Raw genomic sequence first — 15,176 nt, 5'->3', positions numbered from 1 at the left:
GCAAGTACGGCGGCAACTCCAACCCAGCGCAGGCCCTGTGGGAGCGGGCATGCCCGCGAACACCGGCGCAGCCGGTGCCAGACACCGCGTCGCCTGCTTCGCGGGCTTGCCCGCTCCCACAGGTGAATCGCGCAGGCTTTTCAAATTTTGAGAAAGACAGTTGCTTCGCCTTCGAAGGCAGGGCCAGCCCAGGCTTACGCCGGTGCCGAGGTCCGGATCAGGTGGTCGAAGGCCGCCAGCGAAGCCTTGGCCCCCTCACCCACCGCAATCACGATCTGCTTGTACGGCACGGTGGTCACGTCCCCCGCAGCGAACACCCCTGGAATGCTGGTCTGGCCCTTGGCATCGACAATGATCTCGCCGCGCGGTGACAGCTCGACGGTACCTTTGAGCCAGTCGGTGTTCGGCAACAGGCCAATCTGCACGAAGATGCCTTCCAGCGCGACTTCATGCTGCTCGTCCGTGGCGCGATCCTTGTAGCGCAGGCCAGTGACTTTCTCGCCGTCGCCAAGCACCTCGGTAGTCAGCGCACTGGTGATCACTTTCACGTTAGGCAAACTGTGCAGCTTGCGCTGCAACACCGCGTCGGCGCGCAGTTGGCTGTCGAATTCGATCAGCGTCACCTGGGCAACAATACCGGCCAGGTCAATGGCGGCCTCGACACCCGAGTTGCCACCACCAATCACCGCCACGCGCTTGCCTTTGAACAACGGGCCGTCGCAGTGCGGGCAGTAAGCCACGCCACGCGCGCGGTATTCCTGCTCACCCGGCACGTTCATTTCACGCCAGCGGGCACCGGTGGCCAGGATCACGGTCTTGGCCTTGAGCGATGCGCCGCCCGCCAGGCGCACTTCATGCAAGCCGCCGTCGGTGGCCGGAACCAATGCTTCGCCGCGCTGCAGGTTCATGATGTCGACGTCGTACTGCTTGACGTGCTCTTCGAGTGCAGTCGCCAGTTTTGGCCCTTCGGTTTCCTGCACCGAGATGAAGTTCTCGATGGCGAGGGTGTCGAGTACCTGGCCACCGAAGCGCTCGGCAGCCACGCCGGTACGAATGCCCTTGCGCGCTGCGTAGATGGCAGCCGCCGCGCCAGCCGGGCCACCGCCCACAACCAGCACATCGAAAGCGTCCTTGGCGTTGATCTTCTCGGCCTGGCGCGCACCGGCGCTGGTGTCGATCTTGCCGAGGATTTCCTCCAGGCCCATGCGCCCCTGGCCAAACAACTCACCGTTCAGGTAGATGCTCGGTACTGCCATGATCTTGCGCGCTTCCACTTCAGCCTGGAACAGCGCGCCGTCGATGGCCACGTGGCGCACGTTGGGGTTGAGCACGGCCATCAGGTTCAACGCCTGGACCACGTCCGGGCAGTTCTGGCACGACAGCGAGAAATAGGTTTCGAAGGTGAATTCGCCTTCCAATGCCTGGATCTGTTCGATCACTTCGGCACTGGCCTTGGAAGGGTGGCCGCCGACTTGCAGCAGTGCCAGCACCAGCGAGGTGAATTCGTGGCCCATGGGTATGCCGGCGAAGCGCAGGCTGATACCTTTGCCATCGGCGCCAGCACCCGGGCGGCTCAACGAGAACGAAGGTCGACGCGCATCGGTGCCGTCCGCGCTGAGGGTAATGAGTGTGGACAAGCTGGCGATCTCCACCAGCAGGTCATGCAATTCACGGGACTTCGCGCCGTCGTCGAGGGAGGCAACGATCTCGATCGGCTGGGTGACCCGCTCCAGGTAGGTTTTCAGTTGCGATTTAAGCGTGGCGTCCAACATACGGGCGATTCCTTCTTCAATACTCGGATACAAAAACGCCCAGGCGAGGTCGCCCGGGCGTTTGACGGGGCGGTAGCTTGTTCAGCTTTGGCGGCTGCCTACCGCCCGCGTTGTTGCGCGCATGGCCTTAGATCTTGCCGACCAGGTCCAGCGATGGCGCCAGGGTGGCTTCGCCTTCTTTCCACTTGGCCGGGCAAACTTCGCCTGGGTGGGCAGCAACGTACTGGGCAGCTTTCACTTTGCGCAGCAGCTCAGCTGCATCGCGGCCTACACCACCGTCGTTCAGTTCGACGATCTTGATCTGGCCTTCCGGGTTGATCACGAAGGTACCGCGATCAGCCAGGCCAGCTTCTTCGATCAGCACGTCGAAGTTGCGCGAGATGACGTGGGTTGGGTCACCGATCAGCGGGTACTGGATCTTGCCGATGGTGTCCGACGTGTCGTGCCAGGCTTTGTGGGTGAAGTGGGTGTCGGTGGACACGCCGTAGATTTCCACGCCCAGCTTCTGGAACTCGGCGTAATTGTCGGCGAGGTCACCCAGCTCGGTCGGGCAAACGAAGGTGAAGTCGGCCGGGTAGAAGAACACGACGGACCACTTGCCTTTCAGGTCGGCTTCGCTGACCTGCACGAACTCGCCTTTGTGGTAGGCGGTAGCGTTGAACGGTTTGACCTGGCTGTTGATGATTGGCATGAGAGACGCTCCTTCATGGGGTTGGAATCAGTTGATGGATAGAATCCTAACTAATCATCCCGCTGAAGGCTCATTGGCAAAGCTCATGCTGGTGATTGGTTTTGGCTATAGCCAGAGGTACTTGATAGAAGACTCGGTTGTAGGAGCGGGCTGCCCCGCCCCTTCAACGTAACGCATAGATCAACGGCTAGCCGTACGCAGGGTGACGAACTCTTCGGCGGCCGTCGGGTGCACACCGATGGTTTCGTCGAATTGCTGCTTGGTGGCACCGGCCTTCAAAGCAATACCCAGGCCCTGGATGATCTCGCCGGCATCAGGGCCGACCATGTGGCAGCCCAGCACCTTGTCGGTGTCGGCATCGACCACCAGCTTCATCAGGGTCTTTTCCTGGATGTCGGTCAGGGTCAGTTTCATGGCGCGGAAGCGGCTTTCGAATATCTGCACCTTGTGCCCTGCCGCCAGCGCCTGTTCTTCCGTCAGCCCCACGGTACCGATTGGCGGCTGGCTGAACACGGCTGTGGGGATGTTCTGGTAGTCCACCGGGCGGTACTGCTCGGGCTTGAACAGGCGCCGTGCCACCGCCATGCCTTCGGCCAGCGCCACCGGGGTCAGTTGCACCCGGCCAATCACGTCACCAATGGCCAGGATCGACGGCGCGGTCGTCTGGTATTGTTCATCGACCCGGATATAGCCACGCTCGTCCAGCTCGACGCCGGTGTTTTCCAGGCCCAGGTTGTCCAGCATCGGGCGTCGGCCGGTGGCATAGAACACGCAGTCGGCCTGCAACTCGCGACCATCCTTGAGCGTGGCCTTCAGGCTACCGTCTTCAAGCTTGTCGATGCGCTGGATATCGGCATTGAACTGCAGGTCGAGGCCGCGTTTTTCCAGCTCTTCCTTCAGGTGGGTACGTACCGAACCATCGAAACCGCGCAGGAACAGGTCGCCACGGTACAGCAACGAAGTAGCCGCCCCCAGGCCCTGGAAGATACCGGCGAACTCGACCGCGATGTAGCCACCGCCGACCACCAGCACCCGGCGTGGCAGGCTCTTGAGGTAGAAGGCTTCGTTGGAGGTGATTGCCAGTTCCTTGCCTGGAATGTCCGGCACCTGCGGCCAGCCGCCGGTGGCGATCAGGATGTGCCTGGCACTGTAGCGTTGGCCCTCCACTTCCACTTCATTGGCCCCGGTCAGGCGCGCGTGCCCCTGCAGCAGGGTCACCCCGCTGTTCACCAGCAGGTTACGGTAGATGCCGTTCAGGCGCTCGATCTCACGGTTCTTGTTGGCAATCAGGGTGCCCCAGTCGAAGTGCCCTTCTTCCAGGGACCAGCCGTAACCGGCAGCCTGTTCCAGTTCATCGGCCACATGCGCACCGTAGACCAGCAGCTTTTTCGGCACGCAGCCGACGTTGACACAGGTGCCGCCCAGGTAACGGCTTTCAGCCACTGCCACTTTTGCACCAAAACCAGCGGCGAAGCGCGCAGCGCGCACCCCGCCGGAGCCAGCGCCAATCACGAACAGATCAAAATCGTAGGCCATGTGTTCTCTCTCCTAGCAGGCGCCCAGCATAACGCACTGAGGCCGCTTTGCAGCCCTTCGTGGCAAACCCGCCCCATCAGGTGGGCGCACGCCAAAGGCATGCGCGGTAACTGTAGGAGCGGGCCTGCCCGCGAAGGGCCGCGCAGCGGCCCCAGTCATCGCAATGTTGCTACAAGCAGCGGCTGTATCAGTAAGCCTTGCCAGTCTTGTAGTAGTTCTCGAAGCAGAAGTTGGTCGCGTCGATGTAGCCCTCGGCGCCACCGCAGTCGAAGCGCTTGCCCTTGAACTTGTAGGCGATCACGCAGCCGTTCTGCGCCTGTTGCATCAGCGCGTCGGTGATCTGGATTTCGCCGCCCTTGCCTGGCTCGGTGTTTTTGATGATGTCGAAGATATCCGGCGTCAGGATGTAACGGCCAATGATCGCCAGGTTCGACGGCGCATCTTCCGGTGCAGGCTTCTCGACCATGTTGGTAACGCGGAAGATGTCGTCACGGATCATGTCACCGGCGATGACACCGTACTTGTTGGTTTCCTGAGGGTCGACTTCCTGGATGGCGATGATCGAGCAGCGGAACTGGTTGTACAGCTTGACCATCTGGGTCAGCACGCCGTCACCTTCCGGGTTGACGCACAGGTCGTCCGCCAGCACCACTGCAAACGGCTCGTCGCCGATCAGCGGGCGCCCGGTGAGAATGGCATGGCCCAGGCCTTTCATTTCGGTCTGGCGGGTGTACGAGAACGAGCACTCGTCCAGCAGGCGGCGGATACCGACCAGGTATTTCTCCTTGTCGGTGCCCTTGATCTGGTTTTCCAGCTCGTAGCTGATGTCGAAGTGGTCTTCCAGGGCGCGCTTGCCGCGGCCGGTCACGATGGAGATTTCGCTCAGGCCGGCATCCAATGCCTCTTCAACGCCATACTGGATCAGTGGCTTGTTGACCACCGGCAGCATTTCCTTGGGCATGGCTTTGGTAGCAGGCAGGAAGCGCGTACCGTAGCCGGCTGCCGGGAACAAGCATTTCTTGATCATATACGTCCTTACAAAAGGCTAGGCCTGTGGAATTCGGCGCAGTCTAATCAGGCGGCACAAACCTTACAATGCCTGACCTGCGGCCGACCGATGGGTAGATAGAGATAAGCAAGTGTAGATAGTTCCGAGGGATCGCAAATATCGCCAGCAGACATGCAAGTGAAATGCCACAGCTCACGCATGCCTGTGGTGGCCTCCTGGCGAGCAAACCTGCTTCCACAACCACCGTTGCAGGCCAGGTTTACCCGCCAAGCGTTCGCTACAGGCACCCGTCAGCTACCGGTCCCCTGCCCGACCAGCACGCCATCGACCTTCTGCCCATACAGGTTCACGCCGTCATTGGCATGGAATTTCACCCGCGTCTTCTCGACAGAACCCTCTACCAGGCGGGGATCCTGCGGCCGTTCATGCCGGTTGATCCATGCCGCAACATCCCAGGCCTGCTGGTCGCTGAGGCTGCCCGGCTTGCCCAGTGGCATGTTGTACTTGATGAAGGATGCCGCCGTGTTGATACGGTGCATACCGGCGCCCCAGTTGTAGCTGTCCTTGCCCCACAGCGGCGGCATCACATATTCGCCCGCCACTTTCTGCCCTTCACCGTTGTCACCATGGCAAATCGCGCATTGCTCGCGGTACACCCGCTGGCCACGCGTGAAGTCGTACCCGCCTGCAGGCTGCGCGACTTCCGGGTAACCGCGCCCGGCAATTTCGACGCCGGTCGGCGCCTTGGTCGACAGCCAGTACGCGTACACCGACAGCGCCGTCATCTGCGGGCTGTCCGCGGCCGGCGGCTTGCCATTCATGCTGAACTGGAAGCAGCCCTGGATGCGCTCGGCAAAGGTGTTGACCTTGTCGTTTTTCTTGCGATAGGCGGGGTACATGGGGTACGCGCCCCACAGTGGCGCCGAATGGGCCATACGCCCCTGGTCGAGGTGGCAGTTGCTGCAGTTCATGCCGTTGCCCACCGCCTCGGGCATCAGCCGGCGGGTATCGACGAACAAGGCATGGCCTTCACGCACCATCTTGCCGAAGGCATTGGCGGGCAGCTCGTCTTCCGCCGGGGGCGTGAACTGCAGGGCGGCCTGCTTGCCGGGGACCTTCAGTTGCGACTGATCTTCCATGGCGATAGGCGCGGCCTGGGCACTGCCCACAACCAGCAGCAACAGAGCGGGGATCAGCGGTTTCATGGTTTGACCTCCTGGCTGGCGGGGCGGGCGAAGAACTCGGCAACAGCCTTGATCTCGTCATCGGTCATGGCCTTGGCCACGCCGACCATCAGCTGGTTCGGGTCATTGCTGCGGCTGCCGTCGCGCCAGGCATTGAGCTGCGCCACCAGGTAACTGGCAGGCTGCCCGGCCAAAGGCGGGAAGTGCTCGCCAACGCCACCGCCACCCGGACCGTGGCATTGCACGCAACCAGGGATATGCCGGTTCCAGTCGCCGTACAGGGCCAGGCGGGTGGTAGGGTCGCCGGCAATCTGCTGGCGGCGCCCATCGACGACCTCGACTGCCGGCAGGCTGGCCAGGTAGCTGCTGACGGCGGTGATTTCCTCTTCGCTCAGGGCCTTGGCCAACGGCTCCATCACCGCCTGCTTGCGGCTGCCACTGCGCCAATCATGCAATTGCTTGCTGAGGTAAGCAGCCGGCAGGCCGGCCAGCCGCGGAAAGCCCGCCGCAGCGATGCCCTTGGCGTCCGGGCCATGGCAACCCAGGCAGGCCAGGGCGGCGGGGTTGGCCCCGCCCTGGGTGAAAATTTTCTGGCCATCGGCGGCATGCGCCCCGGGCCAGGCCAGGATCAGCAGGCTGCCGATCACGACGCGACTCAACGGTGTCATCACGAATCTCCATTTCTTTTGTTATAAGCTTAGGCTTAAAAAACATAAGCAAATGGATACTAGCCCCGTCGGGGAAATCGCAACAACGTCAGGCCGGCCGATCTGATGGCCAATAGCCCATTAACCGCCCTTTACTTGCCTCAGATCAACTCCCCGAGATGCAGTGGGTAGCTGCCGTGCGCACATCGCCCAGGCGCAGCGGGAAGTTGCTCAGCCGCTCATGCAGCTTGATGCTGCTGCCGCCGCCACGCTCATCGATATCCAGCAGGGCGGCCGGGCCAGCACCTGCTGTCAGCTTCTGCGGCACCGTCAGGCGCAGGCCGTCACCGCGCCGCTCTTCCACCAGTGGGTCACGGCTGTCGGCAAGCTGCGCCTTGACGCAATCGGCATACTCGCGGGGCGTCTTGCCAGAAATCACATCCAGGGTCGCATGCGATTGCTCCAGCTCGGAAACACTGACACAGCCACCCAGGGCCAGTGTCAACGCGGCCACCATCCACTTCATCTGTCATACCTCAACTTGTACGAACCCCGTTCGACCACCGTCAGGCAGTTTTGCTCCGTGCTTTGGCAGAATTATCCAAGCCCGGCGAACAGCGCGGCAGTATAACGGCACATCGTGGTATCTTTTGCCTTTGCTGAACCAAACCTTGCGGAGCATCACATGAAATTCGTACACCAGCGCGAGCACCTCAATGAGGACGACATCGTCGTCATCGAGTGTTCCCAGCGCTGCAATATCCGCCTGATGAACGACGCCAACTTCCGCAGCTTCAAGAACGGCGGCCGTCATACCTACCACGGCGGCCACTTCGAGAAGTTTCCGGCGAAGATCACCGTGCCCAGCACCGGGTTCTGGAATATCACCATCGATACCGTGACCACCCGCCCGATCTCGGTTACCCGCAAGCCCACCCTGACCCACAAGATCAAGATCATCCGTCGCTCGTCGTCGAAACTCAGATAAGGCCACCATGACCCAGACCATCAAGTACGTGATCAAATACAAACTCGACGGCCAGCGTCGCTGGGACTTCGCGCTGATGCCCGACGCCTCGCAGGCGCAAGCCCTCGAAGCCTTGCGCAAAATCCATGGTGAAGACGCCGACAAGATCAGCGACATTCAGGTCAGCAAGGCCCTGTAATAGCCGCCGCACCATTCGCCCAGCGCAAGGAGACCTCGCATGCGCCACTGGCCCGACCGCCGCATCCTCGACCTGCTGGGCATCGAGTTGCCCATTCTGCAGGCCCCCATGGCGGGGGCAACCGGCTCGGCCATGGCCATTGCGGTGGGCTCGGCCGGCGGCCTGGGCGCCCTGCCCTGCGCCATGCTCAACGGTGAGCAGGTGCGCGCCGAAATTGCTGCATTCCGCGCCGGCTGCCCGGGGCGCCCCTTGAACCTGAACTTTTTCTGCCACCAGCCACCCGCGCCCGACGCCGAGCGCGACGCGCGCTGGAAGCAGGCGCTCGCCCCCTACTACAGCGAAGTGGGGGCGGATTTCGCGGCGCCCACCCCGGTCTCGAACCGTGCGCCTTTCGATGAGGCGAGTTGCCAACTGGTCGAACAACTGCGGCCGGAAGTGGTGAGTTTCCACTTTGGCTTGCCCCAGGCCGACCTGCTGCAACGGGTACAGGCCAGCGGTGCCAAGGTGCTCTGCACCGCCACTACCGTGCAAGAGGCCGTCTGGCTGGAGCGCAACGGCTGTGACGCCATCATCGCCATGGGTTATGAAGCCGGCGGCCATCGCGGCATGTTTCTCAGCGACGCCATCACCAGCCAGATCGGCACCTTTGCCCTGGTACCGCAGGTGGCCGACGCGGTCCGCCTGCCGGTCATCGCCGCCGGTGGCATCGCTGACCATCGCGGCCTGGTGGCGGCCCTGGCCCTGGGCGCATCTGCCGTGCAGATCGGCACGGCGTACCTGTTCTGCCCCGAGGCCAAGGTTTCGCCAGCACATCGGCAGGCGCTGGACAGTGCGCCTGCCAGTGACACGGCGCTGACCAACCTGTTTACCGGCCGCCCGGCCCGCGGCATCAACAACCGTATCATGCGCGAGCTGGGGCCGATGAGCGCGCTGGCACCAGCGTTTCCGCTGGCGGGCGGGGCATTGATGCCGTTAAGGGCAATCACCGAGCCGCAGGGCAACAGCGACTTCAGCAACTTGTGGTCAGGGCAGGCGTTGCGGTTGGGGCGGCGTATGCCGGCCGAGGCGCTGACCCGGGACATCGCGGCCAAGGCACTGGCCAGGATTGCCGGGTAGCCCGCGCCTGCGCGGCCTGCGGCAACCTTTCGTTAGCCCGTAATCACACCATCCTTGCGAATGCACCCAGCAGCCCTTCCCGACAACTGGCCTATCGCTATATAGTTGTGAATATAACGATAACCCAAGGAGCTGCCTGCATGCGTATCCGCCCGTCTCACCTGGCCTTCACTGCCATGGCCAGTCTGTTTGCCTTCAACACCGCCTGGGCCGACGAGGTTCAAGTGGCCGTCGCGGCGAACTTCACGGCGCCCATCCAGGCCATTGCCAAGGACTTCGAACACGACACCGGCCATACACTGGTCGCGGCTTACGGCGCCACGGGGCAGTTTTACGCCCAGATAAAGAACGGCGCGCCCTTCGAGGTGTTCCTTGCCGCCGATGACACAACCCCGAAAAAGCTCGAGGAAGAAAAGCAGATCGTCCCCGGTTCGCGCTTCACCTACGCCATCGGCACCCTGGCGCTGTGGTCGGCGAAAGAAGGCTACGTCGACGCCAAGGGCGAGGTGCTGAAACAAAACGCATTCAGCCACCTGGCCATCGCCAACCCCAAGGCCGCGCCATACGGCCTGGCCGCCACCCAGGTACTGGACAAACTGCAGCTTACCGCGGCCACCAAAGGCAAGATCGTCGAAGGCCAGAACATCACCCAGGCTTTCCAGTTCGTCTCCACCGGCAATGCCGAACTGGGTTTTGTCGCGCTGTCACAAATCTTCAAGGACGGTAAAGTGACCCAAGGCTCGGCCTGGATCGTACCGGCCAACCTGCACGACCCGATCCGCCAGGACGCCGTATTGCTCGACAAAGGCAAGGACAATGCCGCCGCCAAGGCCCTGATCGAATACCTGAAGGGGCCAAAGGCCGCCGCCCTGATCAAGTCCTACGGTTATGAAATCTGATGCCGCTGGATGCCAGTGACCTGGGTGCCATCTGGCTGACCGTCAAACTGGCCAGCCTGACCACGGTGATCCTGCTGATCATCGGCACGCCGGTCGCCTGGTGGCTGGCGCGCACGCGCTCCTGGCTACGCGGGCCGGTGGGCGCGGTGGTGGCGCTGCCGCTGGTGCTGCCACCGACCGTCATCGGCTTCTACCTGCTGATCGCCCTCGGCCCGCACGGCTGGCTCGGCCAGGCCACCCAGGCCATGGGCCTGGGCACCGTGGTGTTCAGCTTCACCGGCCTGGTCATTGGTTCGACCGTCTATTCCATGCCCTTCGTGGTCCAGCCGTTGCAGAACGCCTTTGCCGCCATCGGCCAGCGCCCGCTGGAGGTCGCGGCCACCCTGCGCGCCAGCCCGTGGGACTGTTTCCTCCATGTGGTGCTGCCGCTGGCGCGCCCCGGTTTCGTCACCGCCAGCATTCTCGGTTTCGCCCACACCGTGGGTGAATTCGGTGTGGTGTTGATGATCGGTGGCAACATCCCCGACAAGACGCGCGTGGTTTCGGTACAGATCTTCGATCACGTCGAGGCCATGGAATATTCACAAGCACACTGGCTGGCCGGCGCCATGCTGGTGTTCTCGTTCCTGGTGCTGCTGTTGCTGTACACCGGGCGCCGCAGTAAAGCCGGCTGGAGCTGAGATGACTGCATCGATAGTGGCGCGCCTGAACCTGCCACGTGACGACTTTACCCTGGACGTAGACCTGCGCCTGCCCGGCCGCGGCATCAGCGCCCTGTTCGGTCAGTCCGGCTCTGGCAAGACCACTTGCCTGCGCTGCCTGGCGGGGCTGGAGCGGGCTGCCAACGCCTATGTCGAGGTCAACGGCGAGGTCTGGCAGGACAGCAGCCGTGGTTATTTCCGCCCTCCCCACCTACGCCCGGTGGGCTATGTATTCCAGGAGGCCAGCCTGTTCCCACACCTGTCGGTGCGCGCCAACCTGGAATTCGGCTGGCGCCGCCTTGCGGCCGCCGAACGCAAAGTCAGCCTGGGCCAGGCCAGCCAGCTGTTGGGTATCGGCCATTTGCTGGAGCGCCGCCCGGCGACTTTGTCGGGTGGTGAGGCGCAGCGGGTTGGCATCGCCCGCGCCCTGCTCAGCAGCCCGCAGCTGCTATTGATGGATGAGCCGCTGGCCGCCCTCGACGGCCCACGCAAGCGCGAGATACTGCCGTACCTGGAACGCCTGCACGGTGAGCTGGACATCCCGCTGGTGTATGTCAGCCACGCACAAGACGAGGTGGCACGCCTGGCCGACCACCTGGTGCTGCTGGAACACGGCCGAGCCGTGGCCAGCGGCCCCATTGGCGAAACCCTCGCCCGCCTCGATCTGCCGCTGGCCCAGGACGATGACGCCGGGGTGGTGTTCGAAGGCCGGGTGGTGGGGCACGACCCGCACTACGATCTGCTCGACCTGCGCCTGCCCGGCGAACATGGGCCCTTGCTACGCATCGCCCATGCCGCCCGGGCCATGGGCGACACCTTGCGGGTCAAGGTGCAGGCGCGTGACGTAAGCCTGGCACTGACAGCTGACAGTACCTCGAGCATCCTCAACCGTTTGCCGGTCCAGGTGCGCGAAACCCGCCCCGCGGCCAACCCGGCGCATGTACTGGTCAGCCTGGACGCTGGCGGCAACCTGCTGCTCGCGCGCATTACCCGGTTTTCGGCAGAGCAGCTCGCCCTGCACGCGGGGCAGGTCGTGTACGCCCAGATCAAATCGGTGGCGCTACTGGGCTGAGCATACCTGGCACGCGTGTTGTCCATTGATCAGTGATCTGATCGAGGCCAAACACCATGCTCGACTGCCCTCTGCCGCGCAGTTTGCACTATGTCGAAGACAGCCAGCCAGGCCTGACCCGGCGCCGTTGGCACGACCGCTTCATCTACCTGGACGCCGATGGCGAACGGGTCCGCGACAAGGACACCCTGGCGCGCATTGCCGCCCTGGTGATCCCCCCGGCCTACACCGACGTGTGGATCTGTGCCGACCCGCAGGGCCACCTGCAGGCCACCGGCCGTGATGCGCGTGGCCGCAAGCAATACCGCTACCATGTGCAATGGCGCGAACTGCGCGACCAGCACAAGTACGGCCGCATGCTGGCCTTCGCCCAGGTTTTGCCGAAACTGCGCGCACAACTGGAAACCTACCTGGCACGCCCAGGGCTGGACCGGGAAAAGGTCATGGCACTGGTGGTAAGCCTGCTGGACCACACGCTGATCCGCATTGGCAACCAGCGCTACCTGCGCGACAACCAGTCGTACGGCCTGACCACCCTGCGCAACCGCCACGTAGAGGTCAAAGGCAGCAGCATTCGCTTCCAGTTCCGCGGCAAGCGCGGTGTCGAGCACAACGTCACCCTCAATGACCGGCGCCTGGCCAACCTGCTCAAGCGCTGCATGGAACTGCCCGGGCAGGCGCTGTTCCAGTACCTGGATGCCGACGGCCAGCGCCATAGCGTCGGCTCGGCCGAGGTCAACCAGTTCCTGCAGCAACTCACAGGTGCCGACTTCACCGCCAAGGACTACCGCACCTGGGCTGGCAGCAGCCTGGCGCTGGACCTGCTCAGGCCATTGGCCTGGGAACCGGAGGCCGAGGCCAAACGCCAGGTGGCCGCCATCGTTCGCCAGGTGGCCACGCGCCTGGGCAATACCCCGGCGGTCTGCCGCCGCTGTTACATCCACCCCGCCGTACTCGAACACTACGCCCTGGGCCGCCTGGCGGATTTGCCAAAGCACCGCATACGCAAAGGCCTGGACCCTGAAGAGGTGGCTTTGCTGGTATTTCTTCAAGCCCTAGAGGAACAGGACGGTCATTAAGCCTGTCTATTTAATCCATGATGCGAAGAAATTTCCCATTGGCCGCCAACGGCCCTATTCTTGCCACCGAGCACCTTGGCCGACAAATCGCTGACGGTTTGCTTTGGCACCTGCAAGTGAAGGTACGCAACAGAATTTTTCTGTCGGGGAATTACTATCCGCCGAAAGCGTCTTTAATGAGAAGGAACAGGGACCCGCTCCCGCCGCCGCGGCAGTTAGCCATGCGGACTTTATTATCACCAAGGAGAACTACATGCTGATACTCACCCGTAAGGTTGGCGAAAGTATCGTCATCAATGATGACATCAAAGTCACCATTCTGGGCGTCAAAGGGATGCAGGTGAGGATCGGTATCGATGCACCGAAAGATGTACAGGTCCATCGGGAAGAGATCTTCAAGCGTATCCAGGCCGGCAGCCCAGCCCCGGAAAAGCACGACGATTCACAGTGAACCCCGGCTGACCAAGCGCATGGATGCGCTCGGCCGCAGGCCTCAGGCTTTCAGTAGCTCACGCACCTTCGCAATCATCTTGTCCATATCGAATGGCTTGTCGAAAATGGCCTTGAACAGGGCAGGACAGACCTGGCTGGCCTGTGCTCCACTCATGAGAATGACTGGCACCTCGCGCAGCGCCGAGCAGTCACGCATGGCGCGCACCAGCTCCTCGCCATTGAGCACCGGCATCATGTAGTCGGTGATCACCAACTGCACGCTCTCGGCCACAAGCATTTCCAGCGCCTTCTTGCCGTTGATGGCCTTTTTCACCTCGTAACCTTCCTCCTCCAGGGCGAAGGCCAGGATATCGGCGATCAGGTATTCGTCATCGACGATCAGAATGGTATTCATTGCCCCGCCTGTCACCCGCCGTCCTGCGGCACCGGCGTACCCGAAAGCACCCCGCTGTTGCCGGCGAATGCCTTATGTAGCGTTATGCCCTGGGGCCCGATCAGCAGCTCGTGCAAGGCCGGGTCATGGTGGCTGTCACGCACCTTGAGGATCGACAGCATACGCCGCAGCTGCGAGTCCAGTTCCACAAAGCGCATCAGCATCAGGTTGTCGACGATGCTCGACAGGTCCGGCGCCGGTGCGCTGATCTCGGCGCCGAAAATATCGCGCATTTCCCAGGTCAGCATCACGCTGACGCCGCGCGCGCGCAGCTCACCGGTCAACGCGCGAAAGAACGCATTGAGGCGGGCCGGGTCGGTGGCCAGGCGGCTGAATGCCCCCAGGCTGTCGATCACCACGCGCTTGCTGCCCACTGCGGCGACCCGCTCCAGCAGCCGCGCGCCCACTTGGTCGAGCAACCCCTCTGTGGTGGGTTGCCAACACAATTGCAAACTGCCGCTTTGCTCCATCGCGGCAAAGTCGTACCCCAGCGATGCGGCCTTGCTGCGCAGGCGCTCGGGCGTTTCATAGAAGCCGAAATGCAAGCCTGGCGCTTGCGCGGTACTGGCGCCAAGAAATGCCAGGCACAACGAGCTCTTGCCAATACCGGACGGGCCGATCAACAAGCTGACCGAACCGTTCGCCAGCCCGCCGCCGAGCATTTCATCGAACGTGGGTACCCCGCTGGTGACGCGCCCCACATTGCCGCCGGCGACCTGGCTGGGGTGGCTGAACAGCGCTTCCAGGCGCGGAAACACGTGCATGCCGGCTTCGTCGATCAGGCACTCGTGGCGCCCCGACAACGCCCCACTGCCGCGGGTTTTGCGTAACTGGACATGGCGCACGGCACGGCTGCCCAGTAACTGCTCACCCAGCTCGATGACCCCATCGACCATGGTGTGCTCAGGGCTCCCCTCCTCCAGCCGGGCGCTGGTCAGCAGCAACACGGTACAACCCGCGAACGCCGCGTGGCCTTGCAGTTCGGAGACGAACTTCTTGGTGTCGAGCGTGGTGTGTGCACGGGCGCGGGCATTGAGCACACCGTCGACGATCAGCAGGCTGGCCTTTTGCCGGGCGATTTCCTGGCGCAGCAAGCGCACCACAGCCTCCAGCCCTTCCTGCTCCAGGGTGTCGAAAGCGCTGACGAACTGGATCTGGTCACCAATCAACCCCGGGTCGAAGAACGCGAGCGTCGACAGGTACTGGAACAAGCGTTCATGTGACTCGCTGAGCAAGGTAGCCACCAGCACCCGACCACCGTCACGCACGTGGTTATGGGCCAGCTGGTTGGCAAGAATGGTCTTGCCGGCACCCGGTGGCCCTTGAACGATGTAGGAGGCGCCAGCCACCAGGCCACCCCTGAGCAACGCATCGAGCCCGTCGATGCCCGTTATCAGCCGCCTGAGTGCCTGTGCCAT

Annotated in this window: 17 protein-coding genes; 8 read left to right on the top strand and 9 right to left on the bottom strand. The window is 62.8% G+C overall.

Going from position 1 to position 15,176, the window contains the following annotated elements:
• Positions 1 to 194: 194 nt before the first annotated feature.
• From ahpF to FPB55_RS09415, 7 genes are all read right to left on the bottom strand, one after another.
• On the bottom strand, positions 195 to 1,772 hold the full coding sequence (ahpF, locus tag FPB55_RS09445) for an alkyl hydroperoxide reductase subunit F (RefSeq protein WP_009683180.1): 1,578 nt from the start codon (positions 1,770 to 1,772) through the stop codon (positions 195 to 197).
• Between the two features lie 127 nt (positions 1,773 to 1,899).
• Positions 1,900 to 2,463 carry an alkyl hydroperoxide reductase subunit C gene (gene ahpC / locus FPB55_RS09440; RefSeq protein ID WP_004375926.1) on the bottom strand — a complete coding sequence of 188 codons (564 nt, stop codon included), beginning with the start codon at positions 2,461 to 2,463 and terminating at the stop codon, positions 1,900 to 1,902.
• A 180-nt stretch (positions 2,464 to 2,643) separates the two neighbouring features.
• The gene (gorA, locus tag FPB55_RS09435) at positions 2,644 to 3,999 is read right to left on the bottom strand and encodes a glutathione-disulfide reductase (protein WP_009683181.1); all 1,356 of its coding nucleotides are present in this window, start codon (positions 3,997 to 3,999) and stop codon (positions 2,644 to 2,646) included.
• A 187-nt stretch (positions 4,000 to 4,186) separates the two neighbouring features.
• The gene (galU, locus tag FPB55_RS09430; RefSeq protein ID WP_009683182.1) at positions 4,187 to 5,026 is read right to left on the bottom strand and encodes a UTP--glucose-1-phosphate uridylyltransferase GalU; all 840 of its coding nucleotides are present in this window, start codon (positions 5,024 to 5,026) and stop codon (positions 4,187 to 4,189) included.
• A gap of 272 nt (positions 5,027 to 5,298) precedes the next feature.
• On the bottom strand, positions 5,299 to 6,213 hold the full coding sequence (locus FPB55_RS09425) for a c-type cytochrome (RefSeq protein WP_054881495.1): 915 nt from the start codon (positions 6,211 to 6,213) through the stop codon (positions 5,299 to 5,301).
• Positions 6,210 to 6,860 (bottom strand): c-type cytochrome, encoded by a 651-nt coding sequence (locus FPB55_RS09420; RefSeq protein WP_054913447.1) that lies wholly within the window; start codon positions 6,858 to 6,860, stop codon positions 6,210 to 6,212. Before FPB55_RS09420 ends, FPB55_RS09425 begins: the two co-directional genes overlap by 4 nt.
• A gap of 145 nt (positions 6,861 to 7,005) precedes the next feature.
• Complete coding sequence (locus FPB55_RS09415) at positions 7,006 to 7,365, bottom strand: hypothetical protein (RefSeq protein ID WP_054913448.1); 360 nt, start codon at positions 7,363 to 7,365, stop codon at positions 7,006 to 7,008.
• A gap of 159 nt (positions 7,366 to 7,524) precedes the next feature.
• Between FPB55_RS09415 and FPB55_RS09410 the strand changes: the two genes are divergently transcribed.
• The 8 genes from FPB55_RS09410 to csrA all read left to right on the top strand — a co-directional run bounded on the left by FPB55_RS09410 (position 7,525) and on the right by csrA (position 13,323).
• A complete protein-coding gene (locus FPB55_RS09410; protein WP_003250918.1) occupies positions 7,525 to 7,827 on the top strand; it encodes a DUF1883 domain-containing protein in 303 nt (100 codons plus the stop codon).
• A 7-nt stretch (positions 7,828 to 7,834) separates the two neighbouring features.
• On the top strand, positions 7,835 to 8,005 hold the full coding sequence (locus FPB55_RS26210; RefSeq protein WP_165944137.1) for a hypothetical protein: 171 nt from the start codon (positions 7,835 to 7,837) through the stop codon (positions 8,003 to 8,005).
• A 39-nt stretch (positions 8,006 to 8,044) separates the two neighbouring features.
• Positions 8,045 to 9,121 carry a nitronate monooxygenase gene (locus FPB55_RS09405; RefSeq protein WP_144188047.1) on the top strand — a complete coding sequence of 359 codons (1,077 nt, stop codon included), beginning with the start codon at positions 8,045 to 8,047 and terminating at the stop codon, positions 9,119 to 9,121.
• Between the two features lie 176 nt (positions 9,122 to 9,297).
• The gene (gene modA / locus FPB55_RS09400; RefSeq protein WP_238706637.1) at positions 9,298 to 10,020 is read left to right on the top strand and encodes a molybdate ABC transporter substrate-binding protein; all 723 of its coding nucleotides are present in this window, start codon (positions 9,298 to 9,300) and stop codon (positions 10,018 to 10,020) included.
• Positions 10,020 to 10,700 (top strand): molybdate ABC transporter permease subunit, encoded by a 681-nt coding sequence (gene modB / locus FPB55_RS09395; protein ID WP_009683192.1) that lies wholly within the window; start codon positions 10,020 to 10,022, stop codon positions 10,698 to 10,700. Before modA ends, modB begins: the two co-directional genes overlap by 1 nt.
• A gap of 1 nt (position 10,701) precedes the next feature.
• Positions 10,702 to 11,793 (top strand): molybdenum ABC transporter ATP-binding protein, encoded by a 1,092-nt coding sequence (gene modC, locus FPB55_RS09390; RefSeq protein WP_009683193.1) that lies wholly within the window; start codon positions 10,702 to 10,704, stop codon positions 11,791 to 11,793.
• Positions 11,794 to 11,849: 56 nt separating this feature from the next.
• Positions 11,850 to 12,872, top strand: a complete 1,023-nt coding sequence (locus tag FPB55_RS09385; RefSeq protein ID WP_144188045.1) for a DNA topoisomerase IB — start codon at positions 11,850 to 11,852, stop codon at positions 12,870 to 12,872.
• A gap of 253 nt (positions 12,873 to 13,125) precedes the next feature.
• Entirely contained in the window at positions 13,126 to 13,323 is a 198-nt protein-coding gene (csrA, locus tag FPB55_RS09380) for a carbon storage regulator CsrA (RefSeq protein WP_009683195.1), read from the top strand.
• 42 nt (positions 13,324 to 13,365) lie between these two features.
• Here csrA and FPB55_RS09375 read toward each other — a convergent pair whose 3' ends face one another.
• Positions 13,366 to 13,719 carry a response regulator gene (locus tag FPB55_RS09375; RefSeq protein WP_009683196.1) on the bottom strand — a complete coding sequence of 118 codons (354 nt, stop codon included), beginning with the start codon at positions 13,717 to 13,719 and terminating at the stop codon, positions 13,366 to 13,368.
• Positions 13,720 to 13,730: 11 nt separating this feature from the next.
• Entirely contained in the window at positions 13,731 to 15,176 is a 1,446-nt protein-coding gene (locus FPB55_RS09370; protein WP_125855065.1) for an ATPase domain-containing protein, read from the bottom strand.

The sequence above is a fragment of the Pseudomonas sp. BJP69 genome (genome assembly GCF_007633355.1).
In the GTDB taxonomy this organism is placed as follows: domain Bacteria; phylum Pseudomonadota; class Gammaproteobacteria; order Pseudomonadales; family Pseudomonadaceae; genus Aquipseudomonas; species Aquipseudomonas juntendi.
Note: the sequence above shows the minus strand (reverse complement) of the source record. Positions and strands in the feature narration are given on the sequence as shown.